The following is a 17,741-nucleotide window of genomic DNA, read 5'->3' as shown; positions in this document are numbered from 1 at the left end:
GACGGCAGGGGAGGCGGGTCAGCGGGGACTCGTCGCACCCTAGTGGGGCTGGACGGGGCACGGTGGGCGACGGCCGAAAGGCCGGCCAACATGACCGGAAAGCCACCCGGGCATGCCGGCGGCGGCAGCCCCGGGCCCGGGGGTGGATGGCCGTACCCCGGCCCTGGCCCGCCGCCGCCGGCGGGGCTGACAGGTCAGCGGTAGCAGTACGAGTCCGAGGACGCGTCCCCGCCCGCCAGGTGGGTCTGGTGCACCCGCAGGCCCCGGAACTCGTCCCCGTGCGGGTAGAACCGCTCGTCGACGGTGAGCCCGCCGGACTCCGTGTCGGCGTCCAGCTTGATGATCCACGGCTCGATGCCGTCCGGGTAGAACTGGTCGTCCCAGGCACCGTACAGCGAGTTGGTGAGGTAGAGCCGCCGGCCGTCCCGGCTGATCTCGACCATCTGCGGCGCGCCGCTCAGCGGACGCCCCGGCTCGGCCGGGTGCGGCGTCTTCGCGACCACCCCGCCGAGCCGCACCGAGCCGGCCAGGCGCGGGTGGAACGGGTCGGACACGTCGTACTGGAACAGCTCCCCGGTGCCCCAGGCCGACACGTACAGCCAGCGGTCGTCCACCGACAGGTTGATGTCGGTGACCAGCGGCGGCACCGCCCCGAACGGTTGCAGGGCCGGCGGCAGGTCCTCGGTCTTCGCCGGCTCGGCCGGTATCTCGATGACCTTGCGCGCCGTGAACGCCGCGCCGTCCCGGTGCCAGAGCCAGACCGAGGCGGAGAGGTCCTCGACGTTGGTGACCACGCCCACGAACCCCCACTCGGCCTGCGGATCGTGCGCCGGGCGCAGCTCCAGCACCATCTGGTACTGGTCGCCGAGGTCGATCCGCTGGAGGTGCCGCCCCGAGTCCAGCTCCCAGAAGTGCAGCGCGTGCCCGTACTTGCGGCCCAGCAGCAGCTCCGGCACCACCCCGTCCTCGACCATCCAGGGCGTGCCCCATTCGCTGGTCACACCCACGTTGGTGCCCAGGTGCCACCAGACGTCGTAGGCGAAGTGCTGCGGCCCGCGCTCGGTCTCCCACGCGCGCAGCACGTCGAAGGTGGTGTGGTCGAGCAGCGCCACCCCGCCCGGCCCGTCGGTGCCGTCCCCGCTGCCGAGGCAGGACAGGAAGACGCCGTCGGGCCCGCAGTGCAGGGTGTGCGGCCGCGAGTACCCGGCCTTGGCCGCCAGCTCCTCGGCCGACACCGTCTTCACCAGCTTCGGCCGCACCGGGTCCGGCCGGGTGTCCATCACGTGCAGCCGCGAGGACCGCAGGCCCGGCAGCAGCAGGAACCGCCGCTCCGGGTTCTCGTGGCAGGCGTGCGCCAGCGCGCTGGAGCAGGCGTTCCAGCCGAAGTGGTGCAGCTCGTCGCCCAGGCCCGGCAGCTCGGCGAAGTTGAGCACCCGCCCGTAGGTCGGCGACGCCGGATCGGTGTCGACGGTGAGCAGCGCGTCCGGCCGCTGCGCCGACCGGTCGAACCCGGCCACGTACGCCAGCTTCTCCGGCGGCGCGGCGATCGCCTCGGCGGGCGTGCGGTAGAGGGACGGGTCGCTGTGGCCGGCCTGCGGATCGTGCCCGTGCGGCATTCTGACTCCTCAACTCGCGTCATTGACAAGGGGAGTGACTGTGGCCCGGGCAGCGTTCCACAGAACCACCGGCGCACAGCAGGCGCACGGGGAGCGGGGGAGGCCCGCGGCACGGCGGCACCGCGCCGACCGTGCTGCCGCGCTCCCGGCTACCGGCCGGTATCGTCGGTCGTCCGGATCGGTGGTTCCTGCCGGGGCAGGCAGGTCAGAGCAGAGGGACGGGTGCGGGCGGGCATGGAGGCGGGCATGGAATTCCGAGAAGACATCCTGGGAGCCCCCTACGAGGCGGTCGAGCTTCCACTCGCCCCCGACGAGGAGGGCGCCGTCAGCGCCACGCTCGTCCGGCGGCTGGTCCCGGGCAGCGACCGGGCCGTGCTGTACGTCCACGGCTACGTCGACTACTTCTTCCAGACCCACCTCGCCGACCACTACGTCGAGCGCGGCTACTCCTTCTACGCCCTCGACCTGCGCAAGTACGGCCGCTCGCTGCGCCCCCACCACTCGCCGAACTTCATCCGCGACCTCGCCGCCTACGACGAGGAGCTGGATGCGGCCGTCCGGATCATCCGCGAGCAGGACGGCCACCGGCAGCTGCTGGTCAACGGCCACTCCACCGGCGGCCTGGTCACCGCGCTCTGGGCCGGCCGGCGCGCAGGGCAGGGCGTCGTCGACGGGCTCTTCCTCAACAGCCCCTTCCTGTCCATGCCCGCGGCCCCGGCCGTCCGCGCCCTCGGCGCCCCCGCGCTGGACGCCCTCGGCCGCTTCGCCACCACCCGCAAGCTCCCCTCCACCCTCAACCCGCACTACGTGCACAGCCTGCACCGGGACCACCGCGGCGAGTGGGACTTCGACCTCACCCTCAAGCCCGCCGAGGGCTTCCCCCTCTACGCCGGCTGGCTCGCCGCCATCCAGCGCGGCCAGCGCCAGGCCCGTCGGGGCCTGGGCATCGACGTCCCCGTCCTGCTGATGGCCTCCACGGCCTCGATCTCCACGACCAAGTGGCGGGCCGCCCTGCACCACGCCGACGCCGTGCTGCGCGCCGACGACATCGCCGCCGTCGGCCCGCGCCTGGGCGGGCACGTCACCATCGTCCGGATCAAGGACGGCGTGCACGACCTCGTCCTCTCCGGACCGGACGCGCGCGCCCAGTTCTTCACCGAGCTCGACCGCTGGCTCACCGCGTACCTGCCGGCGCCGGTGGCGGAGTGAGCGCCGAGGAGCCTGTCCCGGTCGCCCGGAAGACCGACCTCGGGCTCGCCCGGCTGATGCCCGACCTCGACCGCGACGGCGGCTGGCTGCTCACCCTGGACGACACCCCGCAGTCGTACGTCGACCTGGGCGACCCCACCCACCTGGAGTTCGAGTACACCCGGCGGATCGGCCACCTCGTGGACGCCGTCGCCCCCGCCGGGCGGCCGCTCGACGCGCTCCACCTCGGCGGCGGCGCGCTCACCATGCCCCGCTACCTGGCCGCCACCCGCCCCGGCTCGCGGCAGCAGGTGGTCGAGGTCGACGGGCCGCTGCTCGACCTGGTGGCCGAGCACCTGCCCTGGCAGGGGCCCGGCGCCGACATCACCGCGGTGGTCGGTGACGCGCGGGCCGCGCTGGCGGCCGTCCCGGCCGGCTCGCTGGACCTCGTCGTCGCCGACGTGTTCCACGGCTCGCGCACCCCCGCGCACCTCACCTCGGTGGAGTTCCTGCGACTGGCAGCCGCCGCCCTGCGCCCCGGCGGCTGCTACGCCGCCAACCTGGCCGACGGACCGCCGCTGGCCTTCGCCCGCGCCCAGGCGGCGACCCTGCGTGCCGTCTTCCCGGAGGTCTGCCTGATCGCCGAGGCCCCGGTGCTGCGGGGGCGCCGGTACGGCAACATCCTGCTGGCCGGCTCCGCGGGACCGCTGCCGGCCGCGGACCTGGCGCGCCGCCTGGCGGCCGACATCTTCCCGGCGCGGCTGACGGACGGCGGCGACCTGGCGGCGTTCTGCGGTCGCACGCCGGCGGTGACGGACGCCGAGGCGACGGACAGCCCGCCGCCCCCGGACGGTGCCTTCAGCGTGGGCTGATGCCAGTCCTCGGCGCGTCCCACCGGCCCACCGGCCCACCGGCTTACCGGCCCACCGGCGCGCGGCCCGCCGGCCCGCTGCCCACCGGCGCGCCGGTGCGTCGCGCGCCCGGTTCGGACGCCCCCGAGTGTCAGAATCGGCGGGTCCATGCCGGGAGAGCAGGTCCGAGGGAGCGCGTGATGAGCAGCGGCGAGCGGCCCGAGCTGGGAGAGGTACCGGAGACGGCGCTGTGGACGCTCTGGCACCGGGCGGTGGAGGCGCGCCGGCCGGACGGGCTGCTGCGCGATCCCAAGGCGGTCGAACTGGTCGACCGGATCGACTACCCCTTTGCCGAGCGGTTCGGTACGAGCGACACCCAGTCGCAGTTGCAAGCACTCCGCGTGGGGTGCTTCGACCGCGAGGTGGCCGACTTCCTGGCCCGCGAGCCGAGCGGCACGGTCGTCTGCCTGGGGGAGGGGCTGGAGACGCAGTACTGGCGGGTCGACAACGGCCGCGCCCACTGGCTCTCCGTCGACGTCCCGGAGGCGATGGCGCTGCGCGAGCGGCTGCTGCCGCCCGGTCCGCGCCAGCGCTACCTGGCGGCCGATGCCACTGACGTGTCGTGGACCGACGAGGTGGACCGCGACCGGGGGGTGTGCGTCACAGCGCAAGGCTTGTGCATGTATCTCCCGCCCGCCCAGGTGAAGGCGCTGATCGCCGGCTGCGCCGAGCGGTTCCCGGGAGGCTCGCTGGTCCTCGACGCCGTGCCGCGCTGGTTCGCCCGCCTCACCGTGAGCGGAAAGATCCGCACCCAGGGCTACCGGGCACCTGCCATGCCGTGGGCGATGGACGCCGGTGAGCGCGACAAGCTGCGCACCGCGAGCCCGGCGGTGGCAGCCGTCCGCGACGTCCGCCCGACCGGCGGCCGTGGCCTCCTGGGCGTTCTCCTGCCACTCGCCCTGACAATCCCGGCGCTGGCAGCCCGCCGCCCCTCCGTCACCGTCCTGGACTTCGCCGCGCGGCGCGGGCCGTCGTAGACGGCGCGGACGAGGCGGGCGCCGACGAGCAGGGCGGCGGCGGCCGCGGCCACAGCACCTCGGGGTGCAGCAGCGCGTCGGTTGCCCGCGGCGGGGCCCACGGGCCGCCACCGAACCGGGAGTTGGCAGTCCGGCCCTCGACACCCCAACGTCACCCTGACAAGCCGTCGTCCGCATGCACGGCGTCGTCGTCCGGGATCCGGCGGAGAGTCGAACCGCTTCCCCGATGCCTCGTCGCGTCACGGCATCACATGCACGAACGCCCGGTGATGGCCGGCGGAACTGACCGGAAAGGCAGTCGAAACTGTCCGGAAAGGCAGCCGACGCTGACCCGACCGGTGCCCTGACACCTGTTCTTGCCACCCCTTGGCTCGGTCAAAATCTAGTGGCGACCCTCACCGGGCATCAGGGCCGAACGGCCGTGACCCGCCGTCCGAATGCCGTGCAGAACACACGCATTCCGAGCCTGACCGACCAAGGTCCCGAGACCGACCAAGTTTCTCGAGACCGACCACGTACTCGAGACCGACCAAGTTCTCGAATCGGCCGCACCGCACACGGATACGGCTTGCGGCCGGGAAGGAGCGATCAGCTGATGAACTCAGCGATAACGACCACGAGCCAGCCGGTCTTCAGCGGGCGCGACATTCGCATGCGCAGGATTCTTTCTCCGGCCACGGGACGCACCCTCGTCGTCCCCTTGGACCACGCCATCACCATGGGGCCGGCGAATGGGCTGGAGAGCCCTGGGGCCATCATCTCCGCCGCGGCCCGGGGCGGGGCGGACGCCGTGATGCTGCGTCCTGGGCTCACCGGGTGTCTCTCGGTGCCGGGGGCCGAGAAGCTCGGCGTGATCATGGCTCTCACCGGCCGGCTCGCCACGGGCGTGGACCACGTGCAGCTCAACACCGTCGAGCACGCGGCGGCGCTCGGCGCGGACGCGGTGTGCGGCGAGTTCAAGTTCGGGTCGAGCGGCGACCTGGAGAACGCGCGCGTCGTCGCGCTGCTCGCCGAACGCGCGCACGAGCTGGGCATGCCCGTGATGGTGACCGTGTACACGCGTCCGGAGGCGGAGGCCGCCCTCGGTAAGGGCGCTTACGCCCACGCCTGCCGGATCGCGCAGGAGATCGGCGCCGACATCGTGAAGACGTCGCTTCCGGATGACGAGGAGATCATCCGCTCCTGTGTGGAGGCCACCTCGGTGCCCATCGTTCTCGCCGGCGGCCCCTCGGGCTCGGAAACAGCGCTCCACGACTTCCTCCGGTCCACCGCGCGTCTCGGCGTCCGCGGCGGCGCCATCGGGCGACGCGCGTGGGGCGCGGCGGACCCGGTCGCCGAGATCCGCCGCCTGGCCGCGGCGGTGCACGGGGGCGATGATGAGTGACGAACTCGCCTACGACCTCCTGGTCGTCGGGCTCGGCTACGTGGGCCTCCCCCTCGCCCGCGAGGCCTTACGCGCCGGCTTGCGGGTGTGCGGATACGACACGAACCCCCGCGTGGCGCTCCGGCTGAACGCCGGAGCCTCCCACGTCGACGGTGTGAGTGACGACGACGTCGTCGAGATGCTGGCGGCCGGATTCCACGCCGGCGGGGACGGGGAGGCGGTTCGCGCCGCCGATGTCATGGTGCTGTGCGTGCCCACCCCCCTGACCGCCGACGGGGTGCCCGATCTGACGAGCGTCGTCACGGCCGCACGGCTGGCGGCGCGCCGGCTGCGGCCGGGGATGCTGGTCGTCCTCGAGTCCACGACCTATCCCGGCACCACGGATGACGTGGTGCGGCCCATCCTCGAAGAATCCGGGCTGGTGGCGGGGGAGGACTTCGCCCTCGCCTTCGCCCCCGAGCGCATCGACCCCGGCAATGCCGAATTCGGGATAGGCAACACCCCGCGGATCGTGGGCGGCCACACCCCGGGGTGCACGCGGCGCGCGCTGGATTTCTACGGTGCCTTCGTCAAGGAGGTCGTGCCGGCCAAGGGCACCCGAGAAGCCGAGATGGCCAAGATCCTCGAGAACACCTACCGGCAGGTGAACATCGCGCTGGTCAACGAGCTCGCCATGGTGAGCCACAGCCTGGGCGTCGACGTGTGGGACGTGATCGCCTGCGCCCGGACGAAGCCGTTCGGGTTCGCCAGCTTCATGCCCGGTCCCGGGGTCGGCGGCCACTGCATCCCGGTCGATCCGCTCTACCTGTCCTACAAGGCCAGGGAGCTCGGCGTCACGACCCGGATGATCGACCTGGCGCAACAGATCAACGACGGCATGCCGGAGTACGTCGTCCAGCGCGCCGCCGCCCTGCTCGCCCGCGCCAACGGCGACCTCGCGCGGGCCGACGTGCTCCTCCTCGGCGTCACCTACAAGGCGGACGTGGCGGACCGGCGGGAGTCCCCCGCCGACGACGTGGTGCGGCAACTCAGGAGCCGGGGTGCGGCCGTCCGGTACCACGACCCCTTCGTCGACTCCTGGTCCGTCGACGGCCGGGTGGTCGACCGCGTCGACGGGCTGGAGGCTGCGCTGCGCGCCGCCGACGTCACGATCCTGCTCCAGTGGCACGCGCAGTACCGTGCGCAGTTCGACGAGAACGCACCGCGGCTGCTCTTCGACACCCGGGGCAGGCTGGGCGGCCGTCCCGGTGTCGCAGTGCTCTGACCTGCCCCGTCGATTGGGAGACCCATGTCTACTCTTCAGCTGTCACCCCGACAGCGCGCCACGCTGCCGGACACCTGGCTGGTCACCGGCGTGGCCGGATTCATCGGATCGCACCTGCTCGAAACCCTGCTCGGTGCCGACCGCCGGGTCGTGGGACTCGACAACTTCGTCACCGGTACGACGGCGAACCTCGAAGACGTCAGGGCGCGCGTCCTGCCCGAGCAGTGGGACCGGTTCCGGCTGGTCGAAGGCGACCTGAGGTCGCTCGAGAACTGCCGGGACGCCGTGCAGGGCGTGGATGTCGTGCTGCACCAGGCGGCGTTGAACTCCGTGCCCCGTTCGCTGCACGAGCCCGACAAGGTGATCGACGTCAACATCGGCGGTTCCGCGAACCTCTTCCGGGCCGCCGGGGACGCCGGGGTCGCCCGTGTCGTGTACGCCAGCTCCAGTTCCGTCTACGGCGACGTCTCCACCGCGACGCGCCGCGAGGACGTGCTCGGCAACGCCATGTCGCCGTACGCCGTCAGCAAGCGGGCGATGGAACAGCTCGCAGCCGTCTACCAGGGGATCTACGGCATCCCGATGACCGGACTGCGTTACTTCAACGTGTTCGGGCCGCGCCAGAACCCCGACGGACCGTACGCGGCGGTGATCCCGCGCTGGATCCGGACGCTCCTGGCCGGCGACGCCCCGGTGATCTACGGCGACGGCACCCAGTCGCGGGACTTCACCTATGTCGAGAACGTCGTGCGCGCCAACATCCTGGCAGCCACCCGGGCCTCGGAGACATCCGGTGCCCCCGCGCCCGGCGTCTTCAACGTCGGCACCGGGCAGGGCACGCCCATCAGGACGCTGTTCACGCTCCTGCGCGGCCTCCTCGCCGACCACGCCGGCGTTTCCGCCATCGAGGCGGAGACGGCGGCACCCAGACAGGGCGACGTGGCATCGGCGCTCGCGGACCTCGGTCTCGTCACCGAAGCTCTGGCCTACCGGCCCCTGGTCGGGTTCGACGAGGGCTTGCACCGCACGGTCGAATGGTTCACCGGATCGCTCGTCGGGCGCGGGGCATGACATACGAGGTGCCGCCGCGGATGCGGGCCGCCGTCTGGTCCGGACCAGGCCTCCCGCTCACCGTCGAGACCGTGCCGACTCCGGAGATCGAGCACCCCGAGGACGTCCTGGTCCGGGTCCGAGCGGCGATGTTCGGCGCCGCGATCGCGCGGGCGGTGACCGTGGGCCATCCCAGGATCGCCCCGCCCGCGGTCCTCGGAACCCTGGTCGCGGGCGAGGTCGTCCGGGTCGGGTCGGCGGTGGCGCATGTCCGCCGAGGCCAGCCGGTCACGTTCGACCCGCATCCGCCGTGCGGTACGTGTGCCGAGTGCCGCGACGGCCAGCAGGCGCTGTGCGGCGCCAGGCCCGTGGTCGAGCCGGGTGCGCACGCCGAGTTCGTGCGGATCCGGCCTTCACCGACCACGCACGTCACGCCGGTGCCCACCGGCGTGCCCCTCCCCGCCGCGATGCTGACCGAGATCGTCGCATGCGTCCTGGACGCCACTCACACCGCCGGGATCGGGCCGGGCCAGGACGTGGCGGTCATCGGGTGCGGCCCGGTGGCCCTGATCCAGATCCAGCTGGCACGGTTGCGAGGGGCACGCCGGGTGTTCTGTTCGGTGAACCACGCCGACCGCAGCGCCCTCGTCGCCGAGTTCGGCGGCATACCGGTCCCGGCGGACGACCGGTTCCAGGAGCGGATCGCCGAGCTCACCGACGGGCGGGGGGTGCACGTCGTGGTCGAGGCCGTCGGCACGGCCGCCACCTACCGGACGGCGTTCGACGTGGTCCGGACAGGCGGAACGGTCGTCGGCTTCGGCGGCTGCCCGCCGGGGACCGAGATCCGCCTCGACCCCAACGAGGTCCACTACCGCCGGCTCACGTTCGTCGGGAGCTACCACTACCGGCCGGGGGCGTTCGAGGAGGCGCTCGGGCTGGTGGCGTCCGGCCGGCTCCGCCTGGAGCCGCTGATCACCCACCGGGTCGGTCTCTCCCGGATCAACGAGGCGGTTCGGATCAGCGCTCAGCCGGACTGCCTGGTCCTGGTCGTCGAACCGGGGCGCTGAACGCCGTACACCGAGCGGCCCGGCCCGGTGGGGTTCCCTGGGTCCGCCCACGCAAGACGCTCGGCTGGGAGACCCCGGCCGAGCGTCTGTCCGAACGGCTCGCGGCTCGACCCACCGACCACGGGTGGCGACGACCGCTGGAACCGCCTTCAGCGTGCGGGCCCCCCGGCCGGGTGCGCGAGACCGGTGAGGGTGAACGAGTCGGCTGCGACGCCCAGGTCCTGGGCGAGCCGTCGCCGGTCGACCTTGCCGGCCACGGTCATCGGGAGGAGGTCCCGGATGACGATCCGACTGGGGACCATGTAGCCGGGGAGGAGGCCGGTCACGTGGGCACGCACCGCGTTGCGGTCTATGCCGGCTCCGGCGCACACGCCGACCAGCAGTGAGGCAGCCGCCGTGTCCCGGTCGACCAGGCACACCGCGTCCTGTACCCCCGGGACGGCGCGGAGCGCTCTTTCGACCTCGCCGAGCTCCACGCGGTTGCCGTGGACCTTGACCTGGTCGTCCTCGCGGCCGACGAGCACGATGCCGTCCGGAGTCACCACGGCCACGTCGCCGGTCCGGTACATCCGGGTCGAGCCGCCGGCGAACGGATCCGGGAGGAACACCTTCTCGGTCAGGGCCGGGTCGTTCCAGTATCCGGCCGCCACCTGCCGGCCTCCGATCCACAGCATGCCGGTCCCACCGGGATCGACCGGCTCCAGGCGCTCGTCGAGCACCCGGAGGACGTTCCCCTCGCTGGGCGCGCCCACGCTGACCGGGCCGGTCGCCCCGGGGGCGACGTCGCACCGCGACACCCAGACGGTCGCCTCGGTCGGCCCGTACACGTTCACCAGTCGTGGGCCCCCGGAGCCCGTTCTCAGGCTCGGGACCAGGTCGAGCGGGAAGGACTCGCCGCCGATGAGCAGCGTCTGCGCCGTGCGGAGCCGTTCGTCGGCGCCGGGCTCGGAGAGCAGGAGGCGAAGCAGCGTCGGTGCGCACTGCATGTGGGTTATCCGCCGCGTCGGGTCCAGCACCTCGTCCACGAGTTCGGGGAACGTGTTGCCCCCGAGCCGGACGAGATGCCCGCTGACCGCGGGCCACAGGATCTCGCCGACGCTCGAGTCGAACGTCACGCTGCTGGCCGCGAGCCACACTTGGTCCCGGCTCTCCCCGATCTCGCGGTCCATCGCCTGGAAGTATGCGCGGAGCCCCTCGTGGGTGACCGCGACTCCCTTGGGGCGTCCGGTGGTGCCGGAGGTGTACGTGACATAGGCGAGGCCGCGGCACCGCATCGTGCGCGTGGCCGTCCGGCCGACCACATCGCCGGTGTCGAGCAGGAGCGCCGCCGTCCCGGACGGAAGCCGGTCGACGAGGTCCGACGTGGTCACGACGAGGTCGGGCGCGGCTGAGGCCAGCACCGTCGCGAGACGCTCGTCGGGGTGGGACGTGTCGAGCGGCAGGTAGGCGCCGCCGCAGTGGTGGACGGCGAGCACGGACGCCACGAAGTCGCGCCCCCGGTGGCACAGCACTGCGACGAGGGCGTGCTGCCCGGCGAGATCGCCGATCCTCGCGGCGAGAGTCCGCACGCGGCTGCGCAGTTCCGCGCGGGTCACCAAGCCCGCGCCGTCGTCGAGACATGGCCGGTCGCCGGCCCCGTACGCGGGGCCGAGAAGCCGGCGGACGGTCTCGGGAGCGGCCGATCGCTCGCTGGCAGAGATCATCGTGCCTCCTGCAGTCGACGGATGAATGGCGGGTGAACGGTCGCGGGTACGGTGTCACCGCAGCGCGGCGACGAGGTCCGAGCCGCAGAGCGCCGAGAAGAACTCGGACGCGGGGACGTCGAGACGGTCCACGCCGTCCGACAGGGGGATGAAGCGGGAGCCCTGAACGTCGCGGCTGAAGACCGAGCGCAGGTCGACGTCCAGCCGCGGCAGGCCGGCGGTCGCGGACGCCAGGACGAAGCCGAACCACGACGTGTTCATCCGGAGCAGTTCCGCCCGCGCCGCGTCCGGCAGGCTCGCCAGTGTCTCGTCGAGCCTGGTCCTGAGATGGGCGGTACCCAGTGAGAACGCCTGGTCGACGGGGACGTCCCGGATGTCCGGGGCGTCGGGGTCGGTGTCGCGTCCGCCGGCGAGCCGGTTCAGGACGATCTGGCACTGCTCCCGGCTCAGCTCGGCCGGATCGAGGAGGACCACCTTGGTGACGGGAATCCGGCAGGACACGGCCTCGGCCAGTGCGAGGGCGAAGCCGGCGCCCAGGCAGTAGCCCATCACCGTGCACTCCTCGTCGTCCGGGCCGACGAGTTCGTCGGCGTAACACGACGCCAGATCGGCCAGCGTGAGCAGCCGCTCCGCCAACGCCGGCGCCCGAAGCGGGTCGACCTTGACCGGCGTCCCCCAGACCGGACTCGAGTCGAACGCCCGGTACGTCTTCCGTGGCATATCGGCGGTGAACTCGACCTGAATATTCAGCGCTCTATTCGACACGCGGACAGCGTCCTTTCGCGGCGAGGCAGGCCGCAATGAGTCAGGGAATCCCCAGCGGGTGGTGCGGCTTTCAACGGCGGAATTGGGCCGGATTTCTCGGGGCTCGGACCCGGACACTGCGACCCGGCGGCGCCGTAACCCGGTGGTGCGATGCGGCCGGCCGGGCCGTGATCCGCTGATGGACCCAGACCGTACAACGCCGTGCTTTCGCGAGCAAGGTTCTTGGACGAACGCGCAGGTCGAGTCGGTGGAACCGGCGGCGCTGCCTGAAAGGGCAATCGGCGCTGCCCCGGATGGTGCCCCGGCGGCTGTTTCGGCGCCGTCCGGCAAGCGCAAAGTTTCTCTGCGGAACACATTCGGCGAGAAAGGAAGACATTAGAGTGGAAGCGTCTATCCAGCCGACCGGAAACCGGGTGACCAGGGAAAACAGGGGTCGGACATGGAGGTGACCACGACGAGCCGCGCCGTCATCACCGAGCCGCGGCAGGTGGAGATGCGATCGGTCCCGCTGCCCGCGGTGGGCCCGCACGACGTCCTGGTGAGGGCGCGGAAGTCGCTCCTGAGTTCCGGCACGGACCGCGTGTGCTTCCGCGGCGACTACGCGCCGGGCACTCACTGGGCGCAGTGGATCACCTACCCGTTCACGCCGGGATACAGCATGGTCGGCGAGGTGATCGCGACAGGATCGGCGGTGCGGTCACTCGCGGTGGGCGACCGTGTGGCGACCCGGGCCGGCTACCAGACGTACGCCGTCGCGGAGGAGTCGAGGTCGTACCGGATCCCGGACGAGGTGTCCGACGAGGACGCGGTGTGGTTCGCGTTGTCGGCGATCGCCCAGCACGCCGTGCGCCGCGGCGAACCGGGGCTCGGCGACCACGCCGCGGTCGTCGGCCTCGGGCCGCTCGGCCAGCTGGTGGCCCGGTACGCGGCCGTGGCCGGGGCGGCGACGGTATGGTGCGTCGGAGGCGACGAGACGCGGTTGGCCGCGGCCCGCCGCGCAGGTGCCGCCACGGTCACGGCCGCGGAGGCCCGCGACCGGATCCTCGGGGCCACCGGCGGCGTTGACGTCGTCTACGACGTGACGGGATCGCCGTCCGTCCTGGCGGCGGCGTCCGAGTACACCGCCGTCGGCGGCACCATCGTCCTGGTCGGCGACACGCCCTTCCCGGCTCAGCAGGTCATCGGCGGCGAGGTGCTGCGACGCAGCCAGACCGTCGTCGGGGTGCACGACAGTCACATCCAGCGTGCGGAGCGGACGCCGGTCGTGCGCTGGCCGTTCCGCCGCAACGTGGATCTGTTCTTCGATCTCGTCGCCCAGCGGCGGCTCGACCTGGCCGGGCTGGTGACCCACCGCTTCGCCCGGGGCGACGTGGCCGGCGCGTTCCGTCGCCTCGACGACGACCTGACCCCCACGATCGGCATCCTCGTCGACTGGACCGAGTGACGCGGACCCGCCCCTGCCATCCTCTCCGTCCTGAGTGGCGGAAACCTTCCCCTTTGCCAACCTCCCGGCTCGAAGGCCGGGGTTCCCTCGGAGGTAGTTCGATGACGTTACGCATCGGGTTTGTCGGTACCGGCTTCATAGCCAAGGAGCACCTGAAGCGAGTGGCACCGCTCTCGAACGTCGAGGTGGCAGCGCTCTGCGACATCGACAGCGGGGCCGCGGCCGCCGCAGCCGCTCTGGCATCCGAACTCGGGCACGCGCCGGTCGTCTACCGCACCGTGCAGGAGATGTTCGACGAGCAGGACCTCTCTGCGGTCTTCATGTGTCTGCCGCCCCACGCCCACGGAGCCGCCGAGCTGGCGGCGATCGAGGCGAGGGTGCCGATGTTCGTCGAGAAGCCGGTGTCCGTGGACCTGGCACAGGCGATCCGGATCAACGGTCTCCTCGATGCGGCCGGCCTCATCGCCGCGGCGGGGTACCAGACCCGGTACTCGGCCGTCATCGACCACATCGAGCAGGTGCTGGACGGCCGCCGGATCGCCATGGCGGTCGCGCACCGCTACACCTCGTGGCCCAAGGCCCCCTGGTACGCCGACATCGCCAAGTCCGGCGGCCAGGTCCTGGAGATGGCCACCCATCAGGTGGACATGCTCCGATACCTGATGGGCGAGATCGACACGGTCTACGCCATCGGCCGCCGGCGCAGCGCCGACAGCCCCGACACGGAGATCCTCGCGGCCGAGGCCGCCTGCTTCGGCTTCGCCGACGGCGCGATCGGCAGCCTGACGAACAACCTGATCTCCGGCCACGGCAAGCCGCAACGGGCCAAGGGCCTGCACCTGTTCGCGGACGACGTCACCATCTCGGTGCTCGGGTTCGAGGGAGAGGCCCGGACCGTCCAGGTCATCGCCGGCGGCGACGTGACGGAGTCGGTGTTCGACGACGACTCCATGGCGAAGCAGGACGTGGCATTCCTGCGTGCCGTCGAGGAGAAGGACCCCGGACTCATCCGCTCCCCGTACGCCGACGCCCTGAGGACGCTGGCCGCGACCGCGGCCCACCGGGAGTCCGCCCGCACCGGCACTCCGGTCCGGGTCGGCGATCTCCTGTCGGCCGAGGCACGGCGGGGAGGCGATGAGTCGTGACCCACGTCGGCTTGAACCTGGATTCCGTCGACGCCTCCCGGGGCCTGGACAGGGTCTTCGGAGAGATCAAGCGGCTCGGTTTCAGCTTCGCCGAGGCGTCGGCGAAGATCGAGACCGGGGCGGCGACGCTCAGCGCCGTGGCCGACACCGCCGCCCGGCACGGCGTGGCCGTCCGATCGGTCGTCCTCGCCGAATTCGCCGCCCTGCCGAAGCTGCCCGCACCCGAACGGCACGAGACGGTGGCCGGTCTCGGGGGTCTGATCGAAACGTGTGCCGCCGCGGGGTACGGCCCGATCCTGATCCCCGCACGTGTCGTCGAGGACGAGTACGACCGGTTCCGGGTCTACTCGGAGGCACTGGACGAGCTCGCACCGATCGCGGACGCGTCGGGGGCCTCCCTCGCCGTCGAGTTCGTCGGCGGCGCCGACCCCTACGAGGTCGCCCGCCTGGTGGAGCAGAGCGCTCACGACAACGTCGGGCTCTACTTCGACATCGGCAACTGCCTGTATGCCGGAGTCGATCCCGTCGCCGCGCTGTCCGATCTGCTGGGACTGGTCCGGCAGATCCACCTCAAGGGTGGTCCGGTGACCCCGTTCGCTGCGATGCCGCTCCGGCGGGTGCGGGAGATGCTGGAGGAACGGGACTACTCGGGGCTGTGCGCGCTGGAGATCGAACCGGCGTGCGCCTTCGAAGTCCTCCGGGACGCGGCCGCCACGTTGTGGATGAACGACTTCCAGAAGGCCGATCCCCGATGACGCCGACCGCAGAGCGGCCCCGGGTCGTCCTCTCCTTCGACGTCGAGGACGTCGTGACGGCCGAGAGCGACGACGCAATCGTGTGGCTGGCCGACCTGATCGGGCGCCACGGGATGTCAGCGGGCTTCTTCCTCACCGGAGACAAGGCGCGGGCGCTGGCGGAACGGGGCCGGACCGATGTCGTGAACGCCCTTCGCGGACACGACATCGGCTTCCACTCCGACCGTCATTCGAGACACCCCACGATCTCCGAATACCTCGAGACCCGCACGTGGGACGAGGGCAGGGCGGAGGTGATCGCCCGCGAGGCGTCCGGGGCGGACTTCCTGCGCGACCTCACCGGCCGGCGGCTGTGGGCGTTCGCGACGCCCGGCACATCCTGGGGGCCGCAGATCCCGGCCACGGTCGCGGAGTTGGGCATCTCGTCGCACGTGCACTCGTTCAGCCGCATCCCGTCGGACGACCAGCCGCACTGGTACGCCGGCGCGCTCTGCTTCGCCCGGCGTTCGATGATCGGCCCGGTCGAGGACGACCTCGCCGACGCCGCACGGTTCGCGGCCCTCCTGGCCCGGATCCGGCTGCTGGTGGCCGAACGCGCCGCCGCCGGCGGCGTCGTCCACCTGTACATCGGGCATCCGACGATGTTCGTGAACGCGGAGTTCTGGGACGCGGTGAACTTCGCGGACGGCCGCAATCCGGACTCGCCGATGCTGCGCCGACCCGTGGGGAGGTCCCGGGAGTCGACCTCTCTGATGCTCTCCAACCTCGACCTGCTTCTGACCGAGTTGAGCGGCTTCGCCGATGTCGTCCCGTTCTCCGAGGTCGTCCAGTCCCTCGCCGGCGCCCGCCCCGGGTTCGACGACGGCCGGCTGGCGGCGGCTGTCGGTGAAGCCCGCGAGGCGGGGACGGTGACGGTGACGTCCACGTGGGCTTCACCCGCGCAACTGACGTACGTCCTGTGCCGCGAGCGGGCAGGCCGCGGCCTCGTGGCCGGTGACCCGCTGCCGGAAGTACTGGGACCGACCGATCCCGCCGGTCCTCGGGAGCTCCCGGCGAATCCGCCGGCCGTCCGCCCGGCGACCCTGCGCGCCCTCGCGTCCAGCCTCTGTCAGCACGTCGAGACGCGGGGAACGCTGCCCCGGTCGGTCGCCCACTCCGACACGGTGCTGTCGATAGGGGCGCTCTACCGCACGCTGGTCGACGCCTGGCGGCGGCCGGAACCGGCCGAAGCCGGCTGGATCCCCGTCCGGACCGGGCGCGACGCGCCGGACGTCGGCGCCGAGATCGCCGAGCACTACGCGAGGCGATCGACCCGGTGGCTGCACTCCCCGGCCCTCGATCCCGCGCCGCTGGCCCGGCTGGCGGACGCACAGAGCTGGTCGTTGCGCCGAGGAGCGGCGTCGTGACGAGCCCGGCAACCGGGAGGCGGCACCCCCGGACCCCGCTGCACCACCAACTGGCGTGGATCTGGCAGGAAGTCCTGGGCTGCGATCGTCCGAACCTGGACGACGACTTCTTCGCGCTGGGCGGATCGTCGATCAACGCGGTGGTCTGCGCCACCGAGGTCAACGCCCGCCTGCGGTCCCAGCTGTCGCTGATCTCCTTGTTCGAGGCACCGCTTTTCGAGCAGTTCGCGGACATGGTGCGCGACGGGGGTTCGAGTGCGATGTCCTCCCTCGTCATGTGGCCCGACGCGCCAGGACCCTGTCTCGTCTACGTGCCCAGCGCCTGGGGCCAGGACTTCAGCGCGCAGCGGTTCCTCAGGCCGTTCGGGCGGCGCGCGCTGGCCCTGCGTCCGCCGGGGCTCGAACCGGGCGAGACGCCGCTGGCCGACCTCGAAGACCTGGTGGCCTTCGCACTGGACGAACTCCGGGCCGCGGGGCAGCGGGAGGTCTTCCTCGTCGGCTACTCGTCAGGCGGCTTCATCGCCTACGAGGTCGCGCGGCGGGCCGCCGCCGAGGGGCTCGAGGTCCACGGGGCGCTGCTGCTCGACCCGGGCGAGGTGCCGGACCTGGGGCGGATGGCGGAGGTCGAGGCGAACGCCATCGCCGAGATCATCGACCAGGTGCACCGGGACCGCGTCCGTCAGGGCGACCGGATCCCGGCCGGGCCCGCGCTTGCGGCCGATCGGATCACGTCGTCCGGTGCCGCCCGGGCTCTCGACGACGCGCTCCGGGCGCTGGGCGTCGATGCCGACCTCATCGGGCACTACCAGCGCAGGCTCGGCGTCTTCACTGCCCACGTGCGCGCGCTCCAAGGGTTTCCGGTCAACCCTTCCACGCTGCCCGTCACCATCGTCGCCGCCGAGGGGGCGGACGTCGCCGCATGGCGGCACGCCGTTCCCGCGCTCACGGTCGTGGCGACGGAAGTCCCCCACGCCGACCTGCTGTCGGACGCCGCGCTCGCCGAAGGCCTCGCGAGCAGGTTCTGAAGTCACACAGGCGGAGCCCCCCACCCACGCCCACCACGAGG

General features: G+C 72.2%; 15 protein-coding genes. 12 read left to right on the top strand and 3 right to left on the bottom strand.

The features are described from left to right. Positions 1-194 precede the first annotated feature (194 nt). Positions 195-1,616 (bottom strand): selenium-binding protein SBP56-related protein, encoded by a 1,422-nt coding sequence (locus ACZ5WK_RS31350; RefSeq protein WP_396325182.1) that lies wholly within the window; start codon positions 1,614-1,616, stop codon positions 195-197. Between the two features lie 246 nt (positions 1,617-1,862). On the opposite strand from ACZ5WK_RS31350, the gene ACZ5WK_RS31345 reads away from it, so the two are divergent. The 7 genes from ACZ5WK_RS31345 to ACZ5WK_RS31315 all read left to right on the top strand — a co-directional run bounded on the left by ACZ5WK_RS31345 (position 1,863) and on the right by ACZ5WK_RS31315 (position 9,457). Next, positions 1,863-2,825, top strand: coding sequence for an alpha/beta hydrolase (locus tag ACZ5WK_RS31345; RefSeq protein WP_465552425.1), 963 nt, complete (start codon positions 1,863-1,865; stop codon positions 2,823-2,825). 56 nt (positions 2,826-2,881) lie between these two features. Beyond that, on the top strand, positions 2,882-3,676 hold the full coding sequence (locus ACZ5WK_RS31340; RefSeq protein ID WP_465552488.1) for a spermidine synthase: 795 nt from the start codon (positions 2,882-2,884) through the stop codon (positions 3,674-3,676). A gap of 179 nt (positions 3,677-3,855) precedes the next feature. After that, entirely contained in the window at positions 3,856-4,692 is an 837-nt protein-coding gene (locus ACZ5WK_RS31335; RefSeq protein ID WP_465552423.1) for a class I SAM-dependent methyltransferase, read from the top strand. 595 nt (positions 4,693-5,287) lie between these two features. Next, positions 5,288-6,076, top strand: a complete 789-nt coding sequence (locus tag ACZ5WK_RS31330) for a class I fructose-bisphosphate aldolase (RefSeq protein WP_465552421.1) — start codon at positions 5,288-5,290, stop codon at positions 6,074-6,076. Then, positions 6,069-7,340 carry a nucleotide sugar dehydrogenase gene (locus tag ACZ5WK_RS31325; protein ID WP_465552486.1) on the top strand — a complete coding sequence of 424 codons (1,272 nt, stop codon included), beginning with the start codon at positions 6,069-6,071 and terminating at the stop codon, positions 7,338-7,340. The genes ACZ5WK_RS31330 and ACZ5WK_RS31325 overlap by 8 nt, the downstream gene beginning before the upstream one ends. Positions 7,341-7,364: 24 nt before the next feature. Beyond that, on the top strand, positions 7,365-8,411 hold the full coding sequence (locus tag ACZ5WK_RS31320) for an NAD-dependent epimerase/dehydratase family protein (protein WP_465552419.1): 1,047 nt from the start codon (positions 7,365-7,367) through the stop codon (positions 8,409-8,411). Further along, positions 8,408-9,457, top strand: a complete 1,050-nt coding sequence (locus ACZ5WK_RS31315) for a zinc-dependent alcohol dehydrogenase (protein WP_465552417.1) — start codon at positions 8,408-8,410, stop codon at positions 9,455-9,457. Before ACZ5WK_RS31320 ends, ACZ5WK_RS31315 begins: the two co-directional genes overlap by 4 nt. A 149-nt stretch (positions 9,458-9,606) precedes the next feature. Here ACZ5WK_RS31315 and ACZ5WK_RS31310 read toward each other — a convergent pair whose 3' ends face one another. Together ACZ5WK_RS31310 and ACZ5WK_RS31305 are read right to left on the bottom strand one after the other, a co-directional pair. Continuing rightward, entirely contained in the window at positions 9,607-11,160 is a 1,554-nt protein-coding gene (locus ACZ5WK_RS31310; RefSeq protein ID WP_465552415.1) for an amino acid adenylation domain-containing protein, read from the bottom strand. A 54-nt stretch (positions 11,161-11,214) separates the two neighbouring features. Further along, complete coding sequence (locus ACZ5WK_RS31305; RefSeq protein ID WP_465552413.1) at positions 11,215-11,925, bottom strand: hypothetical protein; 711 nt, start codon at positions 11,923-11,925, stop codon at positions 11,215-11,217. Between the two features lie 445 nt (positions 11,926-12,370). On the opposite strand from ACZ5WK_RS31305, the gene ACZ5WK_RS31300 reads away from it, so the two are divergent. From ACZ5WK_RS31300 to ACZ5WK_RS31280, 5 genes are all read left to right on the top strand, one after another. Continuing rightward, complete coding sequence (locus ACZ5WK_RS31300; protein ID WP_465552411.1) at positions 12,371-13,369, top strand: zinc-binding dehydrogenase; 999 nt, start codon at positions 12,371-12,373, stop codon at positions 13,367-13,369. A gap of 101 nt (positions 13,370-13,470) precedes the next feature. Further along, positions 13,471-14,514, top strand: coding sequence for a Gfo/Idh/MocA family protein (locus tag ACZ5WK_RS31295; RefSeq protein ID WP_465552409.1), 1,044 nt, complete (start codon positions 13,471-13,473; stop codon positions 14,512-14,514). Next, positions 14,511-15,269, top strand: coding sequence for a sugar phosphate isomerase/epimerase family protein (locus ACZ5WK_RS31290; protein ID WP_465552407.1), 759 nt, complete (start codon positions 14,511-14,513; stop codon positions 15,267-15,269). Before ACZ5WK_RS31295 ends, ACZ5WK_RS31290 begins: the two co-directional genes overlap by 4 nt. Further along, on the top strand, positions 15,266-16,675 hold the full coding sequence (locus tag ACZ5WK_RS31285; protein WP_465552405.1) for a polysaccharide deacetylase family protein: 1,410 nt from the start codon (positions 15,266-15,268) through the stop codon (positions 16,673-16,675). The genes ACZ5WK_RS31290 and ACZ5WK_RS31285 overlap by 4 nt, the downstream gene beginning before the upstream one ends. After that, positions 16,672-17,700, top strand: coding sequence for an alpha/beta fold hydrolase (locus tag ACZ5WK_RS31280; RefSeq protein ID WP_465552403.1), 1,029 nt, complete (start codon positions 16,672-16,674; stop codon positions 17,698-17,700). The genes ACZ5WK_RS31285 and ACZ5WK_RS31280 overlap by 4 nt, the downstream gene beginning before the upstream one ends. The last annotated feature ends 41 nt before the right edge of the window (positions 17,701-17,741 follow it).

This window comes from Kitasatospora sp. NPDC032757, assembly GCF_055579305.1.
Note: the sequence above shows the minus strand (reverse complement) of the source record. Positions and strands in the feature narration are given on the sequence as shown.